The 17,251-nt window shown below is 31.7% G+C and carries 15 protein-coding genes; all 15 read right to left on the bottom strand.

Features of this window, described 5'->3' with window-relative positions:
- Positions 1-29: 29 nt before the first annotated feature.
- Positions 30-1,820 carry an ABC transporter ATP-binding protein gene (locus tag J2Z44_RS14505; protein WP_021285108.1) on the bottom strand — a complete coding sequence of 597 codons (1,791 nt, stop codon included), beginning with the start codon at positions 1,818-1,820 and terminating at the stop codon, positions 30-32.
- Positions 1,821-3,653 (bottom strand): ABC transporter ATP-binding protein, encoded by a 1,833-nt coding sequence (locus J2Z44_RS14510; RefSeq protein WP_021285107.1) that lies wholly within the window; start codon positions 3,651-3,653, stop codon positions 1,821-1,823.
- A gap of 369 nt (positions 3,654-4,022) precedes the next feature.
- The gene (locus J2Z44_RS14515; protein ID WP_021285106.1) at positions 4,023-4,313 is read right to left on the bottom strand and encodes a UPF0175 family protein; all 291 of its coding nucleotides are present in this window, start codon (positions 4,311-4,313) and stop codon (positions 4,023-4,025) included.
- A gap of 306 nt (positions 4,314-4,619) precedes the next feature.
- On the bottom strand, positions 4,620-4,829 hold the full coding sequence (locus J2Z44_RS14520; protein ID WP_021285105.1) for a DUF350 domain-containing protein: 210 nt from the start codon (positions 4,827-4,829) through the stop codon (positions 4,620-4,622).
- Positions 4,830-4,974: 145 nt separating this feature from the next.
- Positions 4,975-5,235, bottom strand: coding sequence for a hypothetical protein (locus J2Z44_RS14525; protein ID WP_021285104.1), 261 nt, complete (start codon positions 5,233-5,235; stop codon positions 4,975-4,977).
- Positions 5,236-5,316: 81 nt separating this feature from the next.
- On the bottom strand, positions 5,317-7,779 hold the full coding sequence (locus J2Z44_RS14530; protein ID WP_021285103.1) for a glutathionylspermidine synthase family protein: 2,463 nt from the start codon (positions 7,777-7,779) through the stop codon (positions 5,317-5,319).
- 43 nt (positions 7,780-7,822) lie between these two features.
- Positions 7,823-8,185, bottom strand: coding sequence for a hypothetical protein (locus J2Z44_RS14535; protein WP_021285102.1), 363 nt, complete (start codon positions 8,183-8,185; stop codon positions 7,823-7,825).
- A gap of 171 nt (positions 8,186-8,356) precedes the next feature.
- Positions 8,357-8,992: a hypothetical protein gene (locus tag J2Z44_RS14540; protein WP_021285101.1), complete on the bottom strand. Its 636-nt coding sequence runs from the start codon at positions 8,990-8,992 to the stop codon at positions 8,357-8,359.
- Positions 8,993-9,000: 8 nt separating this feature from the next.
- Positions 9,001-9,384, bottom strand: coding sequence for a hypothetical protein (locus J2Z44_RS14545; RefSeq protein ID WP_021285100.1), 384 nt, complete (start codon positions 9,382-9,384; stop codon positions 9,001-9,003).
- A 118-nt stretch (positions 9,385-9,502) separates the two neighbouring features.
- Positions 9,503-11,107 (bottom strand): putative ABC exporter domain-containing protein, encoded by a 1,605-nt coding sequence (locus J2Z44_RS14550; RefSeq protein WP_021285099.1) that lies wholly within the window; start codon positions 11,105-11,107, stop codon positions 9,503-9,505.
- Positions 11,108-11,110: 3 nt separating this feature from the next.
- Entirely contained in the window at positions 11,111-11,806 is a 696-nt protein-coding gene (locus J2Z44_RS14555) for an ABC transporter ATP-binding protein (protein WP_021285098.1), read from the bottom strand.
- A 459-nt stretch (positions 11,807-12,265) separates the two neighbouring features.
- Entirely contained in the window at positions 12,266-13,045 is a 780-nt protein-coding gene (locus tag J2Z44_RS14560) for a hypothetical protein (RefSeq protein WP_021285097.1), read from the bottom strand.
- A 136-nt stretch (positions 13,046-13,181) separates the two neighbouring features.
- Complete coding sequence (locus tag J2Z44_RS14565; protein ID WP_209649730.1) at positions 13,182-13,961, bottom strand: hypothetical protein; 780 nt, start codon at positions 13,959-13,961, stop codon at positions 13,182-13,184.
- A gap of 80 nt (positions 13,962-14,041) precedes the next feature.
- Positions 14,042-14,899: a hypothetical protein gene (locus J2Z44_RS14570; protein ID WP_021285096.1), complete on the bottom strand. Its 858-nt coding sequence runs from the start codon at positions 14,897-14,899 to the stop codon at positions 14,042-14,044.
- Between the two features lie 799 nt (positions 14,900-15,698).
- A complete protein-coding gene (locus tag J2Z44_RS14575) occupies positions 15,699-16,493 on the bottom strand; it encodes a GNAT family N-acetyltransferase (protein WP_021285095.1) in 795 nt (264 codons plus the stop codon).
- Between the last annotated feature and the right edge of the window lie 758 nt (positions 16,494-17,251).

The raw sequence follows: 17,251 nt of genomic DNA on the forward strand, positions 1-17,251 counted from the left end.
GTTCTTCCCTAATAATTTTCTATTCATTACTATACGTAATATTGAGCTTGCGCAGAATACATAAGTTCATACTGACTTCCCCTGTGATTTATAAGCTCCTCATGAGTTCCCACTTGAGTAAGCTCTCCCTTATGGAATACTGCAATTTTATCACAGAACTTACAGCTAGATAGCCTATGAGAAATATATATGGTGGTTTTTTCCCCTATAAGCTCATTAAACTTGCTATAAATCTCGAACTCTGCAAGAGGGTCAAGAGCTGCTGTTGGCTCGTCTAAAATTACTATAGGTGCATCTTTAAAGATTGCTCTTGCTATGGCAATTTTCTGCGCTTGCCCACCTGAAAATTCTATACCTTTTTCATCAAAGGCCTTATAAATTGAAGTTTTTATTCCTAAAGGAAGTTTTTCTATATCTTCTTTAAGCCCTGATTTATGAAGTGCTTCTAACACTTTACTATCTTCAATTTCTTCGTGATGCTCTAGAGCTATATTTTCCTTCATAGAGAAGGCCATAAGCTTAAAGTCCTGGAAAACCACAGATAAAAGCTTCATGTATTCCTCATAATCATATTCTTTAATATTTACTCCATTAAGAAGAATTTCACCTTCTGTAGGCTCGTATAATCTAGCTAACAGCTTAATAAAGGTGGTTTTTCCTGCTCCATTTAGTCCAACTACTGAAAGTTTTTCCCCTTTATTTATGGTCATAGATATATTTTTTAGGGTATACTCCTCACTTCTTGGATATTTAAAGGAAACATTTTTAAATTCCACTGTGCAATGTTGTAAATCCCCAATAGTTCTTCCCCCTACAGGCTTTGAGGACTTTATTCCTTCTAATTCTAAGTATAAATCTAAGTATCTACACATAGCTCTAAACTCAACATAAGTCTTTAAAAAACCAGATATAGCATTGCTAAAACTAGTAGCAGCACTTACATACATTGTAAAGCTTCCAATGCCAATATGGTTTTTTAATACCTTATAAGTCATGTAGCCGTAAACCACTGCCATTTGAACTTGAATACTTATGGAGTTCAACCCCTCAAACTTTCCTATGGTTCTAAAGAGCTTTCCAAAGCCACCAATACTTACTTTATTATAATCCTCAATCTTGTCCATGATGAGAGGGCTTATATCATAAATTCTAATATCCTTTGCCATGGAAAAGTCTAAGGTTATTTCTCCATAATACATAAACTGCCTATTTAAGGGGGTTAACTCTTGATAAAATTTATATTGAACCTGTTGGGATTTTTTATATATAAAAGAGTTTAAGAAAACTATACCTACAATAACGAGAATTATTAATATATTTAAGGTAGATATAATAGCTACTAACCCTAATATAGTAATAACTTGAGATATTGCATCTATAACACTTCTTATCATCCTCTCCAGCACATTTTGATTTCTAAGGGGAAATAGAGCTCTGTCCTTTAAATCTAAAACCTGTGGGTCTTCAATTTTTTCAAAGTCCATGTCCATAATTCTTTTTCCAAGATGCAGCTCAAAGCCATTAATCACTTCAATATTCTTTATTTCAACCAAGGTATCTAGCCATTTATTAATTAAGTTCATTACCCCATTAGTTACTACAATTACAGTAACCAAAAGAATAAATTTATCTATCCTCTGCTGCCCCATTAGTTCATCAATTATAAACTTAGGCATGATGATATTAACGAAGGGAGCTATGGCTTTTGAGATTGAAGAGAGGAATAAAAGTGGGATATAGGTTTTTGATATCTTTGAAGCAATACGTAAAAAGTGAACTGCTATTTTAAAATCCTGTTTTAATCCCTTTGTATCTTCCATCTAAACCACCTCCCTTTCAGCTTCCTCTTGATAATAGTGAGCTTGAATGTTAAACATTTCTGCATACTTTCCATTCTTGGCTAAAAGCTCCTCATGGGTACCGTACTCCTTAATTTGTCCATCCTCAAAGAAAGCAATAACATCACAAAAGCGGGTGCTAGCAAGTCTATGGGAAATATATATAGCAGTTTTATCTCCAACCAAGTCGTTAAAGCCCTTATAAATGTTATATTCTGCTATGGCATCTAGGGCTGCAGTAGGCTCATCTAAAACTATGATGTGTCCATCTTTATAAATGGCTCTAGCAAGAGCCAGTTTTTGATTTTCTCCCCCTGAAAGCTCTATTCCCTCCTCATCAAGAAACTTTAATAAAGTGGTATGAATTCCTTTTTTAAGGCTTCTAACCTTGTCCCCCATACCTGCTTTTTCTATAGCTTTTATAACCCTTTCTTCATCCAGGTTATCCTTTGTGGTTAGAGCTACGTTTTCAGCCACAGAAAAGGCAAACATTCTTATTTCTTGGAATACCACGGAAAACAACTTGTTATATTCCTTTTTATTAAACTCTTTAATATTGATTCCATTTATAAGTATTTCTCCCTCAGTTGGGTCGTAAAGCCTAGTTAGAAGCTTTACAAAGGTAGTCTTTCCTGCTCCATTTACCCCTACAATAGCAAGTCTTTGCCCTGGCTTTATAGTAAAGCTAAGATTTTTGTAAATGTATCTATCACTATGAGGGTACTTAAAAGACACATTTCTAAACTCTATTTCATAAGCCCCACATTCAGGAATTGCAACTGGATTTGGTTTTTCCTTTTCATCATCTATTTCTAAGAAGTCACGAAAATCATTAAGATATAAATTTTGCGACCTGATAAAAGCTAAATCTGCCATGACCTTTTGCATCCACATAGCAAAGCCACTGATGGTAGCAAAATACATGGTGAAATCTCCAATAGTCATATTACCTCTTACAACTCTATAAATTAAATAACCATAAATTATTCCTTCACGTAGTAACAAAAGTATTACTTCTACTACCCCTACCTTAAAATACTTGTATTTAATCTTTCTTTGAATTGCCACTCCATCATCCTTAAAGTGCTGAAACTTTTTTGAAAGCCAAGCTCCTAGCTTGTATATTCTTATATCCTTACCATAAGAGAAATCATACATTGTTTTATAAATATACTCAGCTTTTCTATTCTTATCTGAAATCTCATCCTTTTTACTATGTTCAAAGGTTTTAACCTTAAGAGTTAAAAAGTAAGTGACTAAAACATTAAAAATTAAATACAAAAGTACCAGTGGATTTAGTACAGCGACAATTGCCACATAGCCTAAGAAGGAAATCCCTGCTCCAAAGAGTCCAAAGAGTTTATGGTAAATACCTTCAACCCCTGTATTACTACTACCAATTGCCCTCTCTGCACTTTCCATGTTATTTAAGGTCTCGGGATTTTCTGTATGCCTAAAATCCATATTCATGCACTTTTCTTGCATCATATTGATAAACTTAAACCTGGTTACCACCACCTTAGGATAGTAAGCTCCATAAAAATATGCTGATAAGTAATTTACAATAGCTGATAAAAGAAAAAATCCCCCAAGGATTAAAACTAAAGTCTCAGTTTTCTTATTCCCCATTAACTCATCAATTAAAAACTTAGGTGTGAAAATTCCTATAAAAGGTGCAATTGCTGTCATTAAGGTATAACACCCAAAATCCCAAAACAAGGTCTTATCGATAGCCCATGCCTTTGAGATTAAAAATTTCAAGTTAGTAAATATACTTCTCTTTTCCTTTTTTCTTTTAATTCTGTCTTCCCCCATATAATATCCCCCTATTTTATACCTTGTTATCTTAAGCTTACCTATGTACTTGTTATGTTAGGGTACTTTAACACAAGCAACCTTTAATGATTTACATATAAGGTTAAAATTTACTTTTGTCCATAGTAAAATTATACCAAACCTATTGTATTTATAGAACCCTTTTATCCTTTGAATCACAGCTTTAATTAGCTTATTCTACATATATTGTTATTGCCCTTTAATAGTAAGCCCATTGCTTATAATACCTTTAATAAATAAAAAAGCTGAAGCCCTATTATACGTATTAACGTAAATCTAGTTCTTCAGCTTTTTATATATTTTCCTATAACTGATAATCCAATAATAGGACTAGAGTTGCATACAACCTTAATCATTAGTGTTCTCCATTCTACTTAATAAACTTTTTATAGCAACATCATCCATTCTCTCATCATCTTCTATATATTCTCCCCATGGAATTCCCATACCTCTCAATAAGTCTACAAATTCTCCTAGTGAAAGCTTAGCTAATTCTGCCGCCCTAGCTAATGAAACCATTTTCCCTGCAAAAAGCCCTATTGCAATTGAAACATTCACTTTTTCATCTAAAGTCTTGCCACCATTTAACATAGTTACTATTGGAATAATATCATCATTTATTCTAATATTTGCTGACAAATATACCACCATCCTTTTTAATATATTATATCATATGGCTACTTAAAGTTGAAATAAAAAGGCACTTGAATCAAAGTGCCTTTTTACTTCTCACTATTTTATAGTAATATATCTTACCCTTACAAATATATTATTATGGTTTCAATTAAGGCATCTGAAAATAAATAACAAGTCCAAGATGTGAAGGATATTTTTTGATAGACAAGAAAACAGGTTCCGCAGATAGTGGGGCTATCTAAGGGTTCTGTTGACGCAGTATATCACAAAATAGACGAGCAGGTTGACTTATTTATTTTTTGAAGATGCCTAAGATACTACGCTTGCAATGATAATTCCTATTGCTATCATAAAGCCAGCAATTACTATAGCTACAGCCACGTTCTTATTTTTTAGCTCTTCATTGAAGTCTATGGATTTTAGTATTACGTCAAATATGATATATCCCCCAATTAGTAATACCATTCCTAAAATACCGTAAACTACGCTTAAAACTATTCCATTTAATAAACCTTCCATGATTTATACCTCCTAAAATAATTAATACCTATATCTAAACAGCTTCTTTATAAGTTCTAATGCTGTTGTTCGTAACTTAAAAACATTATGTCCTATCAGCCCTATATATCAAATGTTTTATCTCCTTGTCTATTAACTTCAAAGGCTATTGAATTGCTTTTTTTGATTTTTTTTCATTAATAAAGTAAACTACTAATAAAATTAATAAAGAAATCCAATAAATTATATTAATGGTTGTTTGTGCTGTTTTACCAACATTGCTATATATGCCAAAAGCTTTTCTGTAAAAAATTCCTGTAATAGCCATGAAAACTATAAGTAAATTAAAACTCTTTTTATCTTTACTAAACTTAATTATAAAATATATAGCTATGATAATAGAAACCAAAATTGTACCGTAATCCATAACAATACCCCCTTTTTAGTCAATCATTTTACTCTCATGACCCAACTGTCTTACATAACAATTTCTCATTACCAACTTAATTTATTCTTTTATATAAGTTCCCATAAACTTAGCTGAGGAGTTAGTGACAAAGTCCCCAATCCTTGTGTATATTCCTGATGGCTTCATCCCTGTAACATAAACCCCTACCACAGGAAATCCATAGGCTTTCTCCTTCTTTAGGTAAGAATGCTTATTAATCTCCACAGGTGAAATATTCACCCTATCTTGAAAAATTACATCCTCTATATCCTTTTCAATTCCTTCATAGCTTAGAATTACTCCCTTTCCCTCTCTAGATAAGTAAGGTTTAACTATGCAGTCTCTTGAAAGGTCTTCATTAGGCTCTAAGCAAGTGTAGGGAATGTATCTAGCTATAAACTCCTCTTCTTCTACTGTATAAAATCCCTTTCCCATTAATTCATAAATCACAGCAAACATAGCCTTTGATTGAGTTATAAGAGTATGGGTTGGATTTATAACAAAGGTATTCTTATTTAAAGCTTTAATGCAAGGCTTTAACTCCTCTTCCGCTTCAAACCAATCTAAAGGAAAATATCTATAAATTGCATCTAAAGGAGTTCCGTAAAGATACAGCTTGTCATCAATAACTTCAAGGTCATATATGTTTCCTGTTATAATGTTGTATTCTCCTAGCTCCTTACAAAGCTTACTTATAATATTGGTAGTATATAAGTCCTCATAATAACTGCTGCTTACAAACCCTATATTTTTTATAACCTTTTTCTTAGAAAAGTCTCCTAAAATTTTGTGAAGAATATTTTTTATATCCTCTTTAAAACTAGAGTTTGGGTCTTCATAATGCAAGTTTAATTCCTCTTTTATTATGCTGCTAATTCCTATGCTCTCCACAAGACCTGCTGGGGTTTCAGAGTTAAATTCAAAGATTTTAAGCCTTCCATCATTATCAAAGGCGAAATCTATTCTACCTATAGCGCAAAATTCCTCTGTTTCAGAGTTTAGAACTAAATTACTTAATCCTTCTGGGATACCAAGAAGTTCGGAAAACATATGAAGGTTTCCCTTTATAACCTGTGAAGTTTTATCTAAAATCTTGCAAAACTCAATAGAGGCCTGTTGAAGCTCTTCATAGGTAGATCTGTCCAGAATAAAGCTATCTAAGGATATATACTCCTGAGTATTATCATAGGCTCCTGTGAAGTTATATTCAAAGGTAGCTCTTTCAATGACCTTATCCCACAGAGCTTTTCTATCCTGTCCCTCATAGTACTTCATATGAGCTCTAGATGGTTTAATTCCAATAGGGCACATCCAAGTGCTGCTGTTGTCTGTTAAAAAGTCAGAACTCCATCTAACACATAATCCTGCTAAAGTGTCCTTTATAATATAAGCTCCAAAGTTTCCATAAGCCTTGATTGGAACATTCATGTTGTTTTTATCCACATAATAAGTATATTCTTCTTTTATGTTTATTACTTGCTGAAGAATATGCAGCTTATTTGAGTTTAGTACTTCTTGAATTTGCTTTTCCCACTGCTCCACTGTATATAGTTTACCAATATATACTTCCCCACTGTACCTTCCAAAGGAAGCTTTAACTACATATTTATCCTTGTTTTTTAATACTTCTTCATATTTATCTTTTGTAAATATAACTGTATATGGTATGGACTTTCTTATAATTTCTCTTTCTTCCTTAGATAAACAGGGCGAATCTTCTTCCACTAACTCCCATAGATAAGCAAAAAAGCTCTTTGCTTGAATAGCAATAACTCTGGGATCGTTAATTAAAGACACTGTCCCATTTTCAAAGCACTGAAGAATTTCCTTAAAGTCATTGACTTCATAAAGGTATTCAGTAGGAAATAGTCTTAAAATAATCTGGACTTCTATTTCCTCAAAGGCATAAACTTTATTATCTCTTACCGAAAAGTTCTTAGGTCCTGCTTCAATTATTTTAATATTACTATTTTTAAATAGGCTGTTAAAATAAAAAGCTAAATGAAACTCTTCATAGTGGCAAGGGTCCATAAGTACAGCCACATTGACTTTTTTCTCTGTTCCCTTTAAATCCTCAGCTATTTTTTTAAGTTCCCTTACAAAATCTTCTTCAAAGTTTTCATTCACATTATTTTTAATATCAGTAGCTCCTGCAAGTGCTATTTCCTTTTGAGCACAAGGCTTGTCGTAATTAAATTCTGCAAAGAACACCCTATTATCTTCATCTCTAAAGGTATCAAATCTAGTCCAAAACAATGGTGAAAGTTCACAATTTAACCTTAAAATTTCTTCTTTAAAAGGAAAATCATCAATATAAGAAATAAATCCTTTATGAGTACTATTTATATCTTTTAGAACCTTCAAGGCAATTTTATTCACCTCTTCAGCATAATAAACCATGTCATCGTAACAGGTTTTTTCAATATAAAAAGGTATTTGGCAATGAACTCTTTCCTCCGAATTGTTGCTCACCATATAGTAATTAAATAATACCTCTTCAGTAAATTTTCTTTGGTCTATCATATAACCTTCTCTTTTCTTTTTAATAAGTTTATATTAAAGGCTTCTAACTAGAGGAACTTCCTCCTTTAGCACCTGAATACCCTGATCCACCTTTAGAAGGAGCCGAGAAACCGCTTCCTTTGCTACTCTTTGAAGAACCATTACTTATATTGGTATCCCCTGAAGGTCTGCTATTACTTCTAAAAAACCACCATCCAGAACTTCTTCCAGAGTAATGTCCCCCTGAAGAACCTCCATATCCACCTGAGCTTCCTCCTTGTTGTTGTTCCTCTTCCTCTTCTTCTGTAAGCACCTTCTTTTTACATCCTGTCATACCAAGTGGATTAGCAACTACAAAGGCTGTAGCTACTGCAATTGCCAAAGCTCTTTTTTTATTTCCTTTTACTAAATCTTTAAAGCTATCCATAGATTTCACCCCCTATCCCAATTATCTCAACACTTTCATAGCTTTTTTCTCTGCACTTTAGTTAAATTATATTATTGCTTTCACCAAACAGCATTAGTTGTTACTTTTTCAAACCAGAGGAATTTTTCTAATTTATTAACTACTCCTGTTAATAGCTACAAGCTTAAGTTTTTAAAGACTCGATAAAACCTCAACTTGAAGCTCTTGCTTTAAGTAGTTTGCATAATAATTAATATCCTCTTTAAGTGTATCCTTTGTAATAATAACTATCCTAGCAAACCCTAATTCCTTTAGAGTTTCAAGGTTTGGCACATCCTCTTCCGTCAGCTCATACTGGTTATTCAACTTCCTCTTATAAACTTCTAGAGAAAAATCCTTATACCTTCCATAATCTAAAAAGAATACATAGCCCTTTGGAATAATATCTTGAAGCTTTTGCCCTATAGTAACTAATGCTTCTATTTCACTTTTACCTCCAATTAATCCATAGGGATGAAATAGAAAATTGCAATTAAGTACAGGCTTTATGGAAAATCTATTGTTTAGCACATAGGCTATTTCTAAATCCTCCATTAATTCTAAGTCTGCAATTACAAAGGTGCTTCTTAAATCCTCATGAAGGATTTTATCTATTACAACCTTATATTTTTCATAGAGTTCTCCTTCCTTTGGATTATACCCTATTTCAAAATCCTCATAATTTTGTAAGGACACAAAGGGTCCGCTTCTCATGAAGGGTTCAAAAAACTCTAAATTACTTTTCCACTTTCTATAAACATACCTTAAGTCTACATCCTTTAAATTCATCCAATCTACTACCTTTCATAGGTTACAGCAAAGATCTTATTTAGAGAAATTATCTGCTTATAGCCCTCTGTAGTTATAAAGGTCACATAACCTGCAGTACACTGATCCTCACAAATTTCTCCCTCGAAGGTAACCTGTGGATTTGACTCTTTCCATGCTTCCATAGTCTCGTAAACATTTATTTCTCTATGAAAAGTCATAAATCCTGCTGGCATTTGATAGACAATAGCAAAAATCTTGTCCATGGATAACATTTGCCTATAGCTTTTATAATCATAGGTTGTATCAATAACTACTGTTCCATTTCTTAAAAACTCCACATTACCTTCTAAAACCTCTGAAGGACTATCACTGTTCCATTCTGAGTAATCCTTATAAATATAAATCTCCATATTCTCACCCTTTTCTTAGTTAGGCATTTGAAAATAAATAACAACTCAAAATAGACAAACATACTGACTTATTTATTTTTTGAAAATGCCTTAATTCTTTAACTTATTATATCATCCTTTACTCCCTAAACTCCATATCATTAAATATTCCAACTCCACCAAAGAAAAACAAGGCTCCTGCTCCTAAGCTATAAATCAAGTACAATAAATATATTAAGTAGCCATTAAAGTCAGTGAAAAACTTAGTGCCTAGCATTACTATTATGAGCACTGGAACTGCTAGGAAAAACTGAAAGAACATAAAGAATATTCCCTGAGAAATTTGACTTGTAAAGCCTAAAAATTGAGCAGCTCTAAAGCCACAAAGCCCACTAAAGGACAACATACCACCTAGCGCCACATAAGAAATAATGCATAGTAATATTTCTATAATTGAAGCCTTTCCTAAAATGCCTAAAGGCAAAAATAGGATTAAACTATCTGTAAAAAGTTTTATAAAAGATGAAGCTGAGCCATAAAATAGTTTTTTGCTTGGACTATCTGGAAGTAGATAAATATAGGCCTTATCGATTTCTATATAAAGTTTTGCACCTAACCCCGATGAGAAAATTAAGAACCCACTAAATATTATAAATATAAGTTTTATACCTGCCTCCTTTAAAATCACCCCTGCTAATATGGAAACTGCAAGCAAAACTAAAGAATAAGTGTTTATAAAAAATATGAAGCTTCTTTTCCTGTATTCATTTATATGTTTTAAAAATAACACCTTAGCTCCATAGCTTCCTTTTAAGTTTAACTTAATTTCCTTAAATACCTTGTTAAAAATATTCTTTTGTGCTCCCTGTTTAGGTGTTACTTTAATTCCCGCTTTAGCATCCTTTATAACCTCATTGTTCTCTGCTGAGGAAAGCATATCCTCATAGAAATCCATGTCCATAGTATAGGTGATATATAATAGTAACCCACTGGTAGCTAAAATCATAAACATATAAAGTCCATAAGCTGCATTAATTCCAATTAAAGTTTGGTGCGCAATTTCTTTTAGCCACCCAAACACTGGAATGAATTTAACATAACTACTATAAGTTAAATCCTGAGCAAATTTAGTTAAAGCTTCTAATCCATTGCCTTTCATAAATAATGCAGCTATCCCTACAGCTATTAGTAATAATAAGGCTTTTATAAAGCTCCTTATTATTGTTCCAAGCCTTTCAAACTTAAAGCACAAAGCAAAGATGAACAGCTTCAATATATTGCAAAACAACACTTGGAAAATAATAAGATTTACCATAAGGAGTACTTGGTTTAGCACTGGTACATTATTTCCTGAAAGTAAATTCGGAATCTGATAGAGAATATACAAGGAAGCTAAAACTTCCACTGCCACCTTCTTTACAATTCCATATATCATTATGGTTTGTGGTCTTATGGGTGATACAAAGAGTAAATTCACATCACTCATATCAAACTTAGAAGTAACTGACTTAGACCCACTATAAAGGGCATAAAGAAACATCCCCATAATAACAATTAGAAATATACTAACAAAAACTTCTGCTGGCATTCCATCCCCATCTGCTACTTTTCTTCCTTTTGGGAGGAACATTATCACAAGCCAAATTACTACAAAAACTGGCCCTATGGCCTTTTGTGGCTTTTCTTTAAGTCTTTTAATAGAATTTATTAAGGTTCTTTTCATTACATAAATTAATGCTTTCATATCCTATTCCTCCGTAAACTGGAAGAATATATCTTCTAAGGACTTATCTTCATTATCAAAGTCATCTCTTTCTTTTGTTAGTACAAATTGTCCAGTTTTCATTATGAGGATTTTATCCCAAAGGTCTTGAACAGAATCTAGAAGGTGGGTACTAAGCACAATAGCTGTACCTTTACTTTTTAGTTCCATTAATATTTCCTTTACATTTCTTATAGCCTTTGGATCAAGACCAATCATTGGTTCGTCTATTAAAAGCACTTTAGGTTCTGTAATAAGAGCACAACAAATACTTACCTTTTGCTGCATCCCTTTAGATAGCTCACTACCATATTTATTCTTCTTATCCTCTAAATCAAATAACTTTAATAGCTCTTCAGCTCTTTTTTCATAATCCTTAATTCCAAAGCTGTGAGCCATAAGTGTAATATGTTCATTAACTGTAAGTAGTGGAAATAAAGAAGGCATTTCTGGAATATACCCTAAATGTCTTTTTCCTTCTACAGTTTTATTATAAGCACCACAAATTTTTATATTTCCCTCATACCTAAGCAGTCCTGCAATGGATTTTATTATAGTGGATTTTCCTGCCCCATTAGGCCCTGCCAATACTGCAATTTTTCCTGGTTCTACTGTGAAGCTAACCTCACTCACTGCCTTAGTCTTACCATAATACTTACTTAAATTAGAAACCTCTAACATAATCCTTGCCCCCTAACAATAAGTTGCTTAAAACTCTCAGCAACTTTTAAACTTTAAGCGTCCAATAATTTAACTCTGTTTTGGCGAGTTTATTAGGAAATCCATGATTTCCTTTATTTTATATACGCTTAATTATATTACAATTATACAATAAAAAGTCGTTTATGATAATTTTATCCATTACATTTTACATATTTATCATTAAACTGCATTAAATTTACATTGTAAACTAGTTTTTAACATCTATATTACCAACCTATGGTTAAGTATTATAAGTTTTACTCCACCCACCCTACTTTTAAGCGAAAAATAAAGCCTATATCTTACTTTACATAGTAATTTAAGATATAGGCTGATTTTTACTTATTTGTAGAGTATCAATTTAAAAATACTTGACACTCTACAAAACTTTCAAATAGTAATAATCTTTAATATGTAATTACTATTTATCCTATAAGTTTATTTTATAATTTTAGTATTCCCCATTAGACATCCCACGCCATTCGGAACATTTAAATGCCCATTTTCATCTAATTTATATTCTTTCCCTTCAATAATGAAAGTTGAATCCCTTGTGTAACCATCCTTAAACCAGTTACGTATATTGAAACCACGCCTTTCAGCTTCAACTTGATATTCAGGATATATAAGCCCATTGTCTAATAAATAGAATTTGTTAGTCTTTGAATCAGATCTCACTTCAAACCAACCTGGCTTAATCCCTACTTTACCTAGCATTTCTTTAACCTCTAAATCATTAAATCCTGCGGTGTTAACTAAAAATGCACTTCCATCTTCTGCAAGGTCTCCAATCAATCTTGTGAGTTTATTTATTTCACCATAATCTGCAGGAGGTAATGTAAAGTTAGCATCAAGGCCTAGTTCGGAAAACGGCATGTACACATTACCTCCCTCTCCAACGGTAAGTATTGCTGTCGTATTAGAACTTGTTTGGAACTTATAATAAGCTCCTTTTCTTAAATGCAAAACATTGTTTTTAGCAACAAGCTCCTCTGCATTTTTCCCTATTGAAGCTAGTTTTTTCTGATTTTCAAGAATTAACTTCCCCGCTACAATTGATAAAGTATCTGTAGATAAACCATTTGCTAAAGTATTTGAAGGTAAAATATTTAACTTCTTATAAACAGCCTTGTTTATTGACTCTATTAATCTAGATTGTCTATTCCTAAAATCATCATACATAATTTTGTTTAACGCAGAATAATTATTAACTCTCAATTTAAAATCACTTCCTCTATAATCTTTAAAATAATTTTTGGTGTATAGTTATTAAACTCATCTTCTAAATTATCTTAATACTATTGTGGTAGTACAGGATAAATATAGCTAAACTTAATCTGAGGAATTGATAAATTTATTTTATAATTTTTATATTATCTATAAGGCAACAAACTCCCTCTGGAATATCTAAACTTCCATTTTCATTTAATTTATATTCTTTTCCCTCAAGTATAAATACTGAGTCTTTCGTGAAACCAGATTTAAATAAATTAGCTTTAGTAAAATACCGCCTTTCAGCTTCCGCTTGATATTCAGGATATATTAATCCATTATCCACTAAATAGAATTTGTTAGATTTTGACTCAGATTTCACTTCAAACCAACCTGGCTTAATCCCTACTTTTCCGAGAATTTCTAAAATTTCCGTTCCCTTAAATCCTGCAGTTCGAGCTAAAAAGGCACTTCCATCTTCTGCAAGGTCTCCAATCAATCTTGTGAGTTTATTTATTTCACCATAATCTGCGGGGGGTAATGTAAAGTTAGCATCAAGGCCTAGTTCGGAAAACGGCATGTACACATTACCTCCCTCTCCAACGGTAAGTATTGCTGTCGTATTAGAACTTGTTTGGAACTTATAGTAAGCTCCTTTTCTTAAATCCAAAACATTGTTTTTAGCAACAAGCTCCTCTGCATTTTTCCCTATTGAAGCTAGTTTTTTCTGATTTTCAAGAATTAACTTCCCCGCTACAATTGATAAAGTATCTGTAGATAAACCATTTGCTAAAGTATTTGAAGGTAAAATATTTAACTTCTTATAAACAGCCTTGTTTATTGACTCTATTAATCTAGATTGTCTATTCCTAAAATCATCATACATAATTTTGTTTAACGCAGAATAATTATTAACTCTCAATTTAAAATCACTTCCTCTATAATCTTTAAAATAATTTTTGGTGTATAGTTATTAAACTCATCTTCTAAATTATCTTAATACTATTGTGGTAGTACAGGATAAATATAGCTAAACTTAATCTGAGGAGTTAAATTAAAATATTTTGTTGAAGTCGACACTGTACCATCAAGCTTAAATGTCCATTGATTTCTTACCCTTTTATTGCTAATAGCAGGAACATTTGCAACATATGTGTAAGAAGATGTATTAATCCATGTAGAATCACCAGCTACTTTTATGCTTCTATATTGATTAGTTGCATTATTAACCTTTGTTCCTTGTAAAGAAACATAGTAAACAACTGCATCCCTTGGAATTGAAGTAATATTAGTAAGGTCATAAGTAGCTTGTACGCTTTTTATTGTTGGTGTTAATGTAACAGCACTTGTTGCATTATAAGTGTAACTATTTAATGCATAGTCTGGTCCACCTATATAAAATCTATATTCTCCAGTAAGTAGTGTAGAGGATACTTTAACATAATAATATCCTGATGTTGGTATGTTTACATAAAATGGAGTAGCTCCAAAATATGCTGAATTGCTCACATAAGGTACACCTCTTACAAGATTTAAATTTTCATCATATACTTCAAAAAGGCTTGAACCACTAAGTGATGAACTGTTTATTCCTAGTATAGTATCACTATTAGCAGGCAAGTAAACTTTATACCAGTCTTCATCAGCAGTACTAGTAATATTACCAACAACAACGTTTTGACCATCATAATTTCCTGAAATAATTTTAGAAGGATCCTCATTGTTTGCTTGAATTAGTTGAGCTGTACTTGGTGAATCATTTGTCTCTGCTTCATCAATTGCAGCAGCATATGCTGTAGTAGAGAATAAGAAAACAAAACATAAACTCAAACTTAATATAGTTGTGTAAATTTTTCTCATTAAAACCATCCCTTTCATACTATAACTAAAATAACTATACACCTAATTACTTTCTCGTACATTTATGTAAATACTTTATAAAATTTTACTTTATTATACATATTAAGTAAGTAAATGCATTTATTTTATTACTTTAAATTAAAGAAAGTTAATTGAAAATTAACATATACATTTATTACATAGATTCTTGCAAATCACTGTATCTACCGCATTTATAAAATGAATTTATTGCTTCTCAAACTAGGAATGATTTTTGCTCCACAAAAAGTAAAAGGAATTACCCAATAAGTAATCCCTTCTTAATTTTAGTTAACTATAATCATAATACAAATATGCCCTTTTAAATTATCCATTGAAACTTTATTAAACTTCTTATTGTGAATTTTACTTTTAACAATATAGATGCAAACTTATGGTTCCATTTTCCTTAGCAATTTCATTGTCTGAATTCGCAATAAGCACCTATGCCTCTATTGGCTCTCTGTATGTAATTCCTTCAATTCTATTGTCACATTCTACTTCTTCAATCACCATTCATTCCCATCCTCTCAAATAATAATTTTAGAGCTTGGACACATCCTCTTGCTTATCATTGCTTCTAGCTCCCATTTTTCATAGTTATTGTGAAAACTCATAAAAGCTCTCCTCTTTACCCTATAGTTGATTTATTACTTTATATAAGAAAATTTCAAATCAATTCAGGTTAACCCCAGAAAGTATCTGATAAATTGGAATTTGTGCGTCAGTTACAAGCAGATGCTTGCTTTTATGGATGCATAAGTTGACTCATTTATAATGTTTAACAGAATCTTACATAAAAAATTCTATTTTCGGGAATGAAACCACTGCTTATCAACGTTGCAATGCTTTCTGTATTGCCATACCAACATCCTGCAATAGGAATTACCCCTTGCTGGATAGCAATCTTGCTCAGGTTTATCATTATACTTCTGCCAACGCCTTTCCTTCTATGCTGTGGAAGTGTGAAATTACCTACGTCAACATTTTTCTGATTCTTTATCATCTTACCTATACCACCATATCCTAAGGTCTCATTATTGTTTGTGATTTTATAGAACTTGAAATTTCCATCTTCAAAGCAACCTTCCCATTGCTTCTCGGTAAGACTGTTCATTAATTCATATTCACTTGGACTTACTTCTTTTACACAATCCATACCATACTCCGCTTCACGTTCAGGCTCTCCATAAATAAAGTTAAATGCCTGCATATCAAAAAATGTTTTAAGTGAATTCATCTTTTCAAATGCAAGTCCAACATAATGTGAGTCATTGCTTGCAACAAGGGCTGCTTCAATCTGAAAATCCTCCATTACTTTATTGAATATTTCTATTGATGCTCGGCGTTTTGAAGGAATCACATAAAATCCTCTTAACATTTTGCCATTGTCCCATGAATTTCCAATAGAGAAAAATCCTGATTCTTCATCATTGCAAATGATGAGATATGGTTCTCCTTCAAACAGCATAGAATTATGAAAACCGTCATTTTTGTATCCAAGTTCATCAAAATAGTCTGTATAAAGATTCTGTATTTCATTCCATTTTGTTTTATTTACTGTAATATTGTTCAATTGCTTATTCTTCCTTTCGATTATAAAATTAACCAGAAAACCTGCCCCATAAGGGCATGATATTCCTATATAAATTACTATTTATATTACTCAACCTTAAATTGGAATTTGATGAACTTCCCATTATGCTCATACCTCTTTTTGATAATAAACAGCTTCCTTATCTCTGTACATTTTCAAATATCCAAGCTTTTTATAAAATGATTTTCATAAAAATCCCCCCAAATATTAATCAAAAATACCATACTCTCCATTAATGGGATTAAATATATATTTAACTAGTTGTCCATCTTTTTTCATATTTATAATATATGCTTTATTTATATAAACAGTAGGAGACTTAAATATCTTTATATTGCTTCCCATATTTACATATTCTGTTTTCTTTTCGTTTTTGATTATTTCAATTGCTTGTTTATAAGTAAAATTAGGTCTATTAATCCAAAATAATAATGTCATTACTATTATTAAAATAATAGGTGCAAATTTATATAATTTCCTTTTTCTCAATAAATGACCAATAATAATAATAAAAAAATATACTAAACCTAAACTTGAATTTAATACTCCATTATAAATAAAATAATTAATACTATTTATAAGTATCATTGAACTTATAGTTAAAATTGCAATAACCATAAATATAGGTGTAATAAATAAATTCTCTTAAGCCCCGAAACTATCTTGGACAATTCCTTATACATTCAGTATAATGTATAAAGTGAATGGAGGTAAAGAAATGAAAGGTAGAAGTTATA

Origin of the sequence: Clostridium punense, from assembly GCF_017874425.1 — a bacterium.
Classification (GTDB): Bacteria; Bacillota; Clostridia; order Clostridiales; family Clostridiaceae; genus Clostridium_J; species Clostridium_J punense.

Bases quoted from the DNA above. Each gene is read 5' to 3' on its own strand.
- J2Z44_RS14505 (WP_021285108.1), bottom strand. From the start codon at position 1,820: ATGGAAGATACAAAGGGATTAAAACAGGATTTTAAAATAGCAGTTCAC.
- J2Z44_RS14510 (WP_021285107.1), bottom strand. From the start codon at position 3,653: ATGGGGGAAGACAGAATTAAAAGAAAAAAGGAAAAGAGAAGTATATTT.
- J2Z44_RS14520 (WP_021285105.1), bottom strand. From the start codon at position 4,829: ATGGAAGGTTTATTAAATGGAATAGTTTTAAGCGTAGTTTACGGTATT.
- J2Z44_RS14525 (WP_021285104.1), bottom strand. From the start codon at position 5,235: ATGGATTACGGTACAATTTTGGTTTCTATTATCATAGCTATATATTTT.
- J2Z44_RS14530 (WP_021285103.1), bottom strand. From the start codon at position 7,779: ATGATAGACCAAAGAAAATTTACTGAAGAGGTATTATTTAATTACTAT.
- J2Z44_RS14535 (WP_021285102.1), bottom strand. From the start codon at position 8,185: ATGGATAGCTTTAAAGATTTAGTAAAAGGAAATAAAAAAAGAGCTTTG.
- J2Z44_RS14540 (WP_021285101.1), bottom strand. From the start codon at position 8,992: ATGAATTTAAAGGATGTAGACTTAAGGTATGTTTATAGAAAGTGGAAA.
- J2Z44_RS14545 (WP_021285100.1), bottom strand. From the start codon at position 9,384: ATGGAGATTTATATTTATAAGGATTACTCAGAATGGAACAGTGATAGT.
- J2Z44_RS14550 (WP_021285099.1), bottom strand. From the start codon at position 11,107: ATGAAAGCATTAATTTATGTAATGAAAAGAACCTTAATAAATTCTATT.
- J2Z44_RS14555 (WP_021285098.1), bottom strand. From the start codon at position 11,806: ATGTTAGAGGTTTCTAATTTAAGTAAGTATTATGGTAAGACTAAGGCA.
- J2Z44_RS14570 (WP_021285096.1), bottom strand. From the start codon at position 14,899: ATGAGAAAAATTTACACAACTATATTAAGTTTGAGTTTATGTTTTGTT.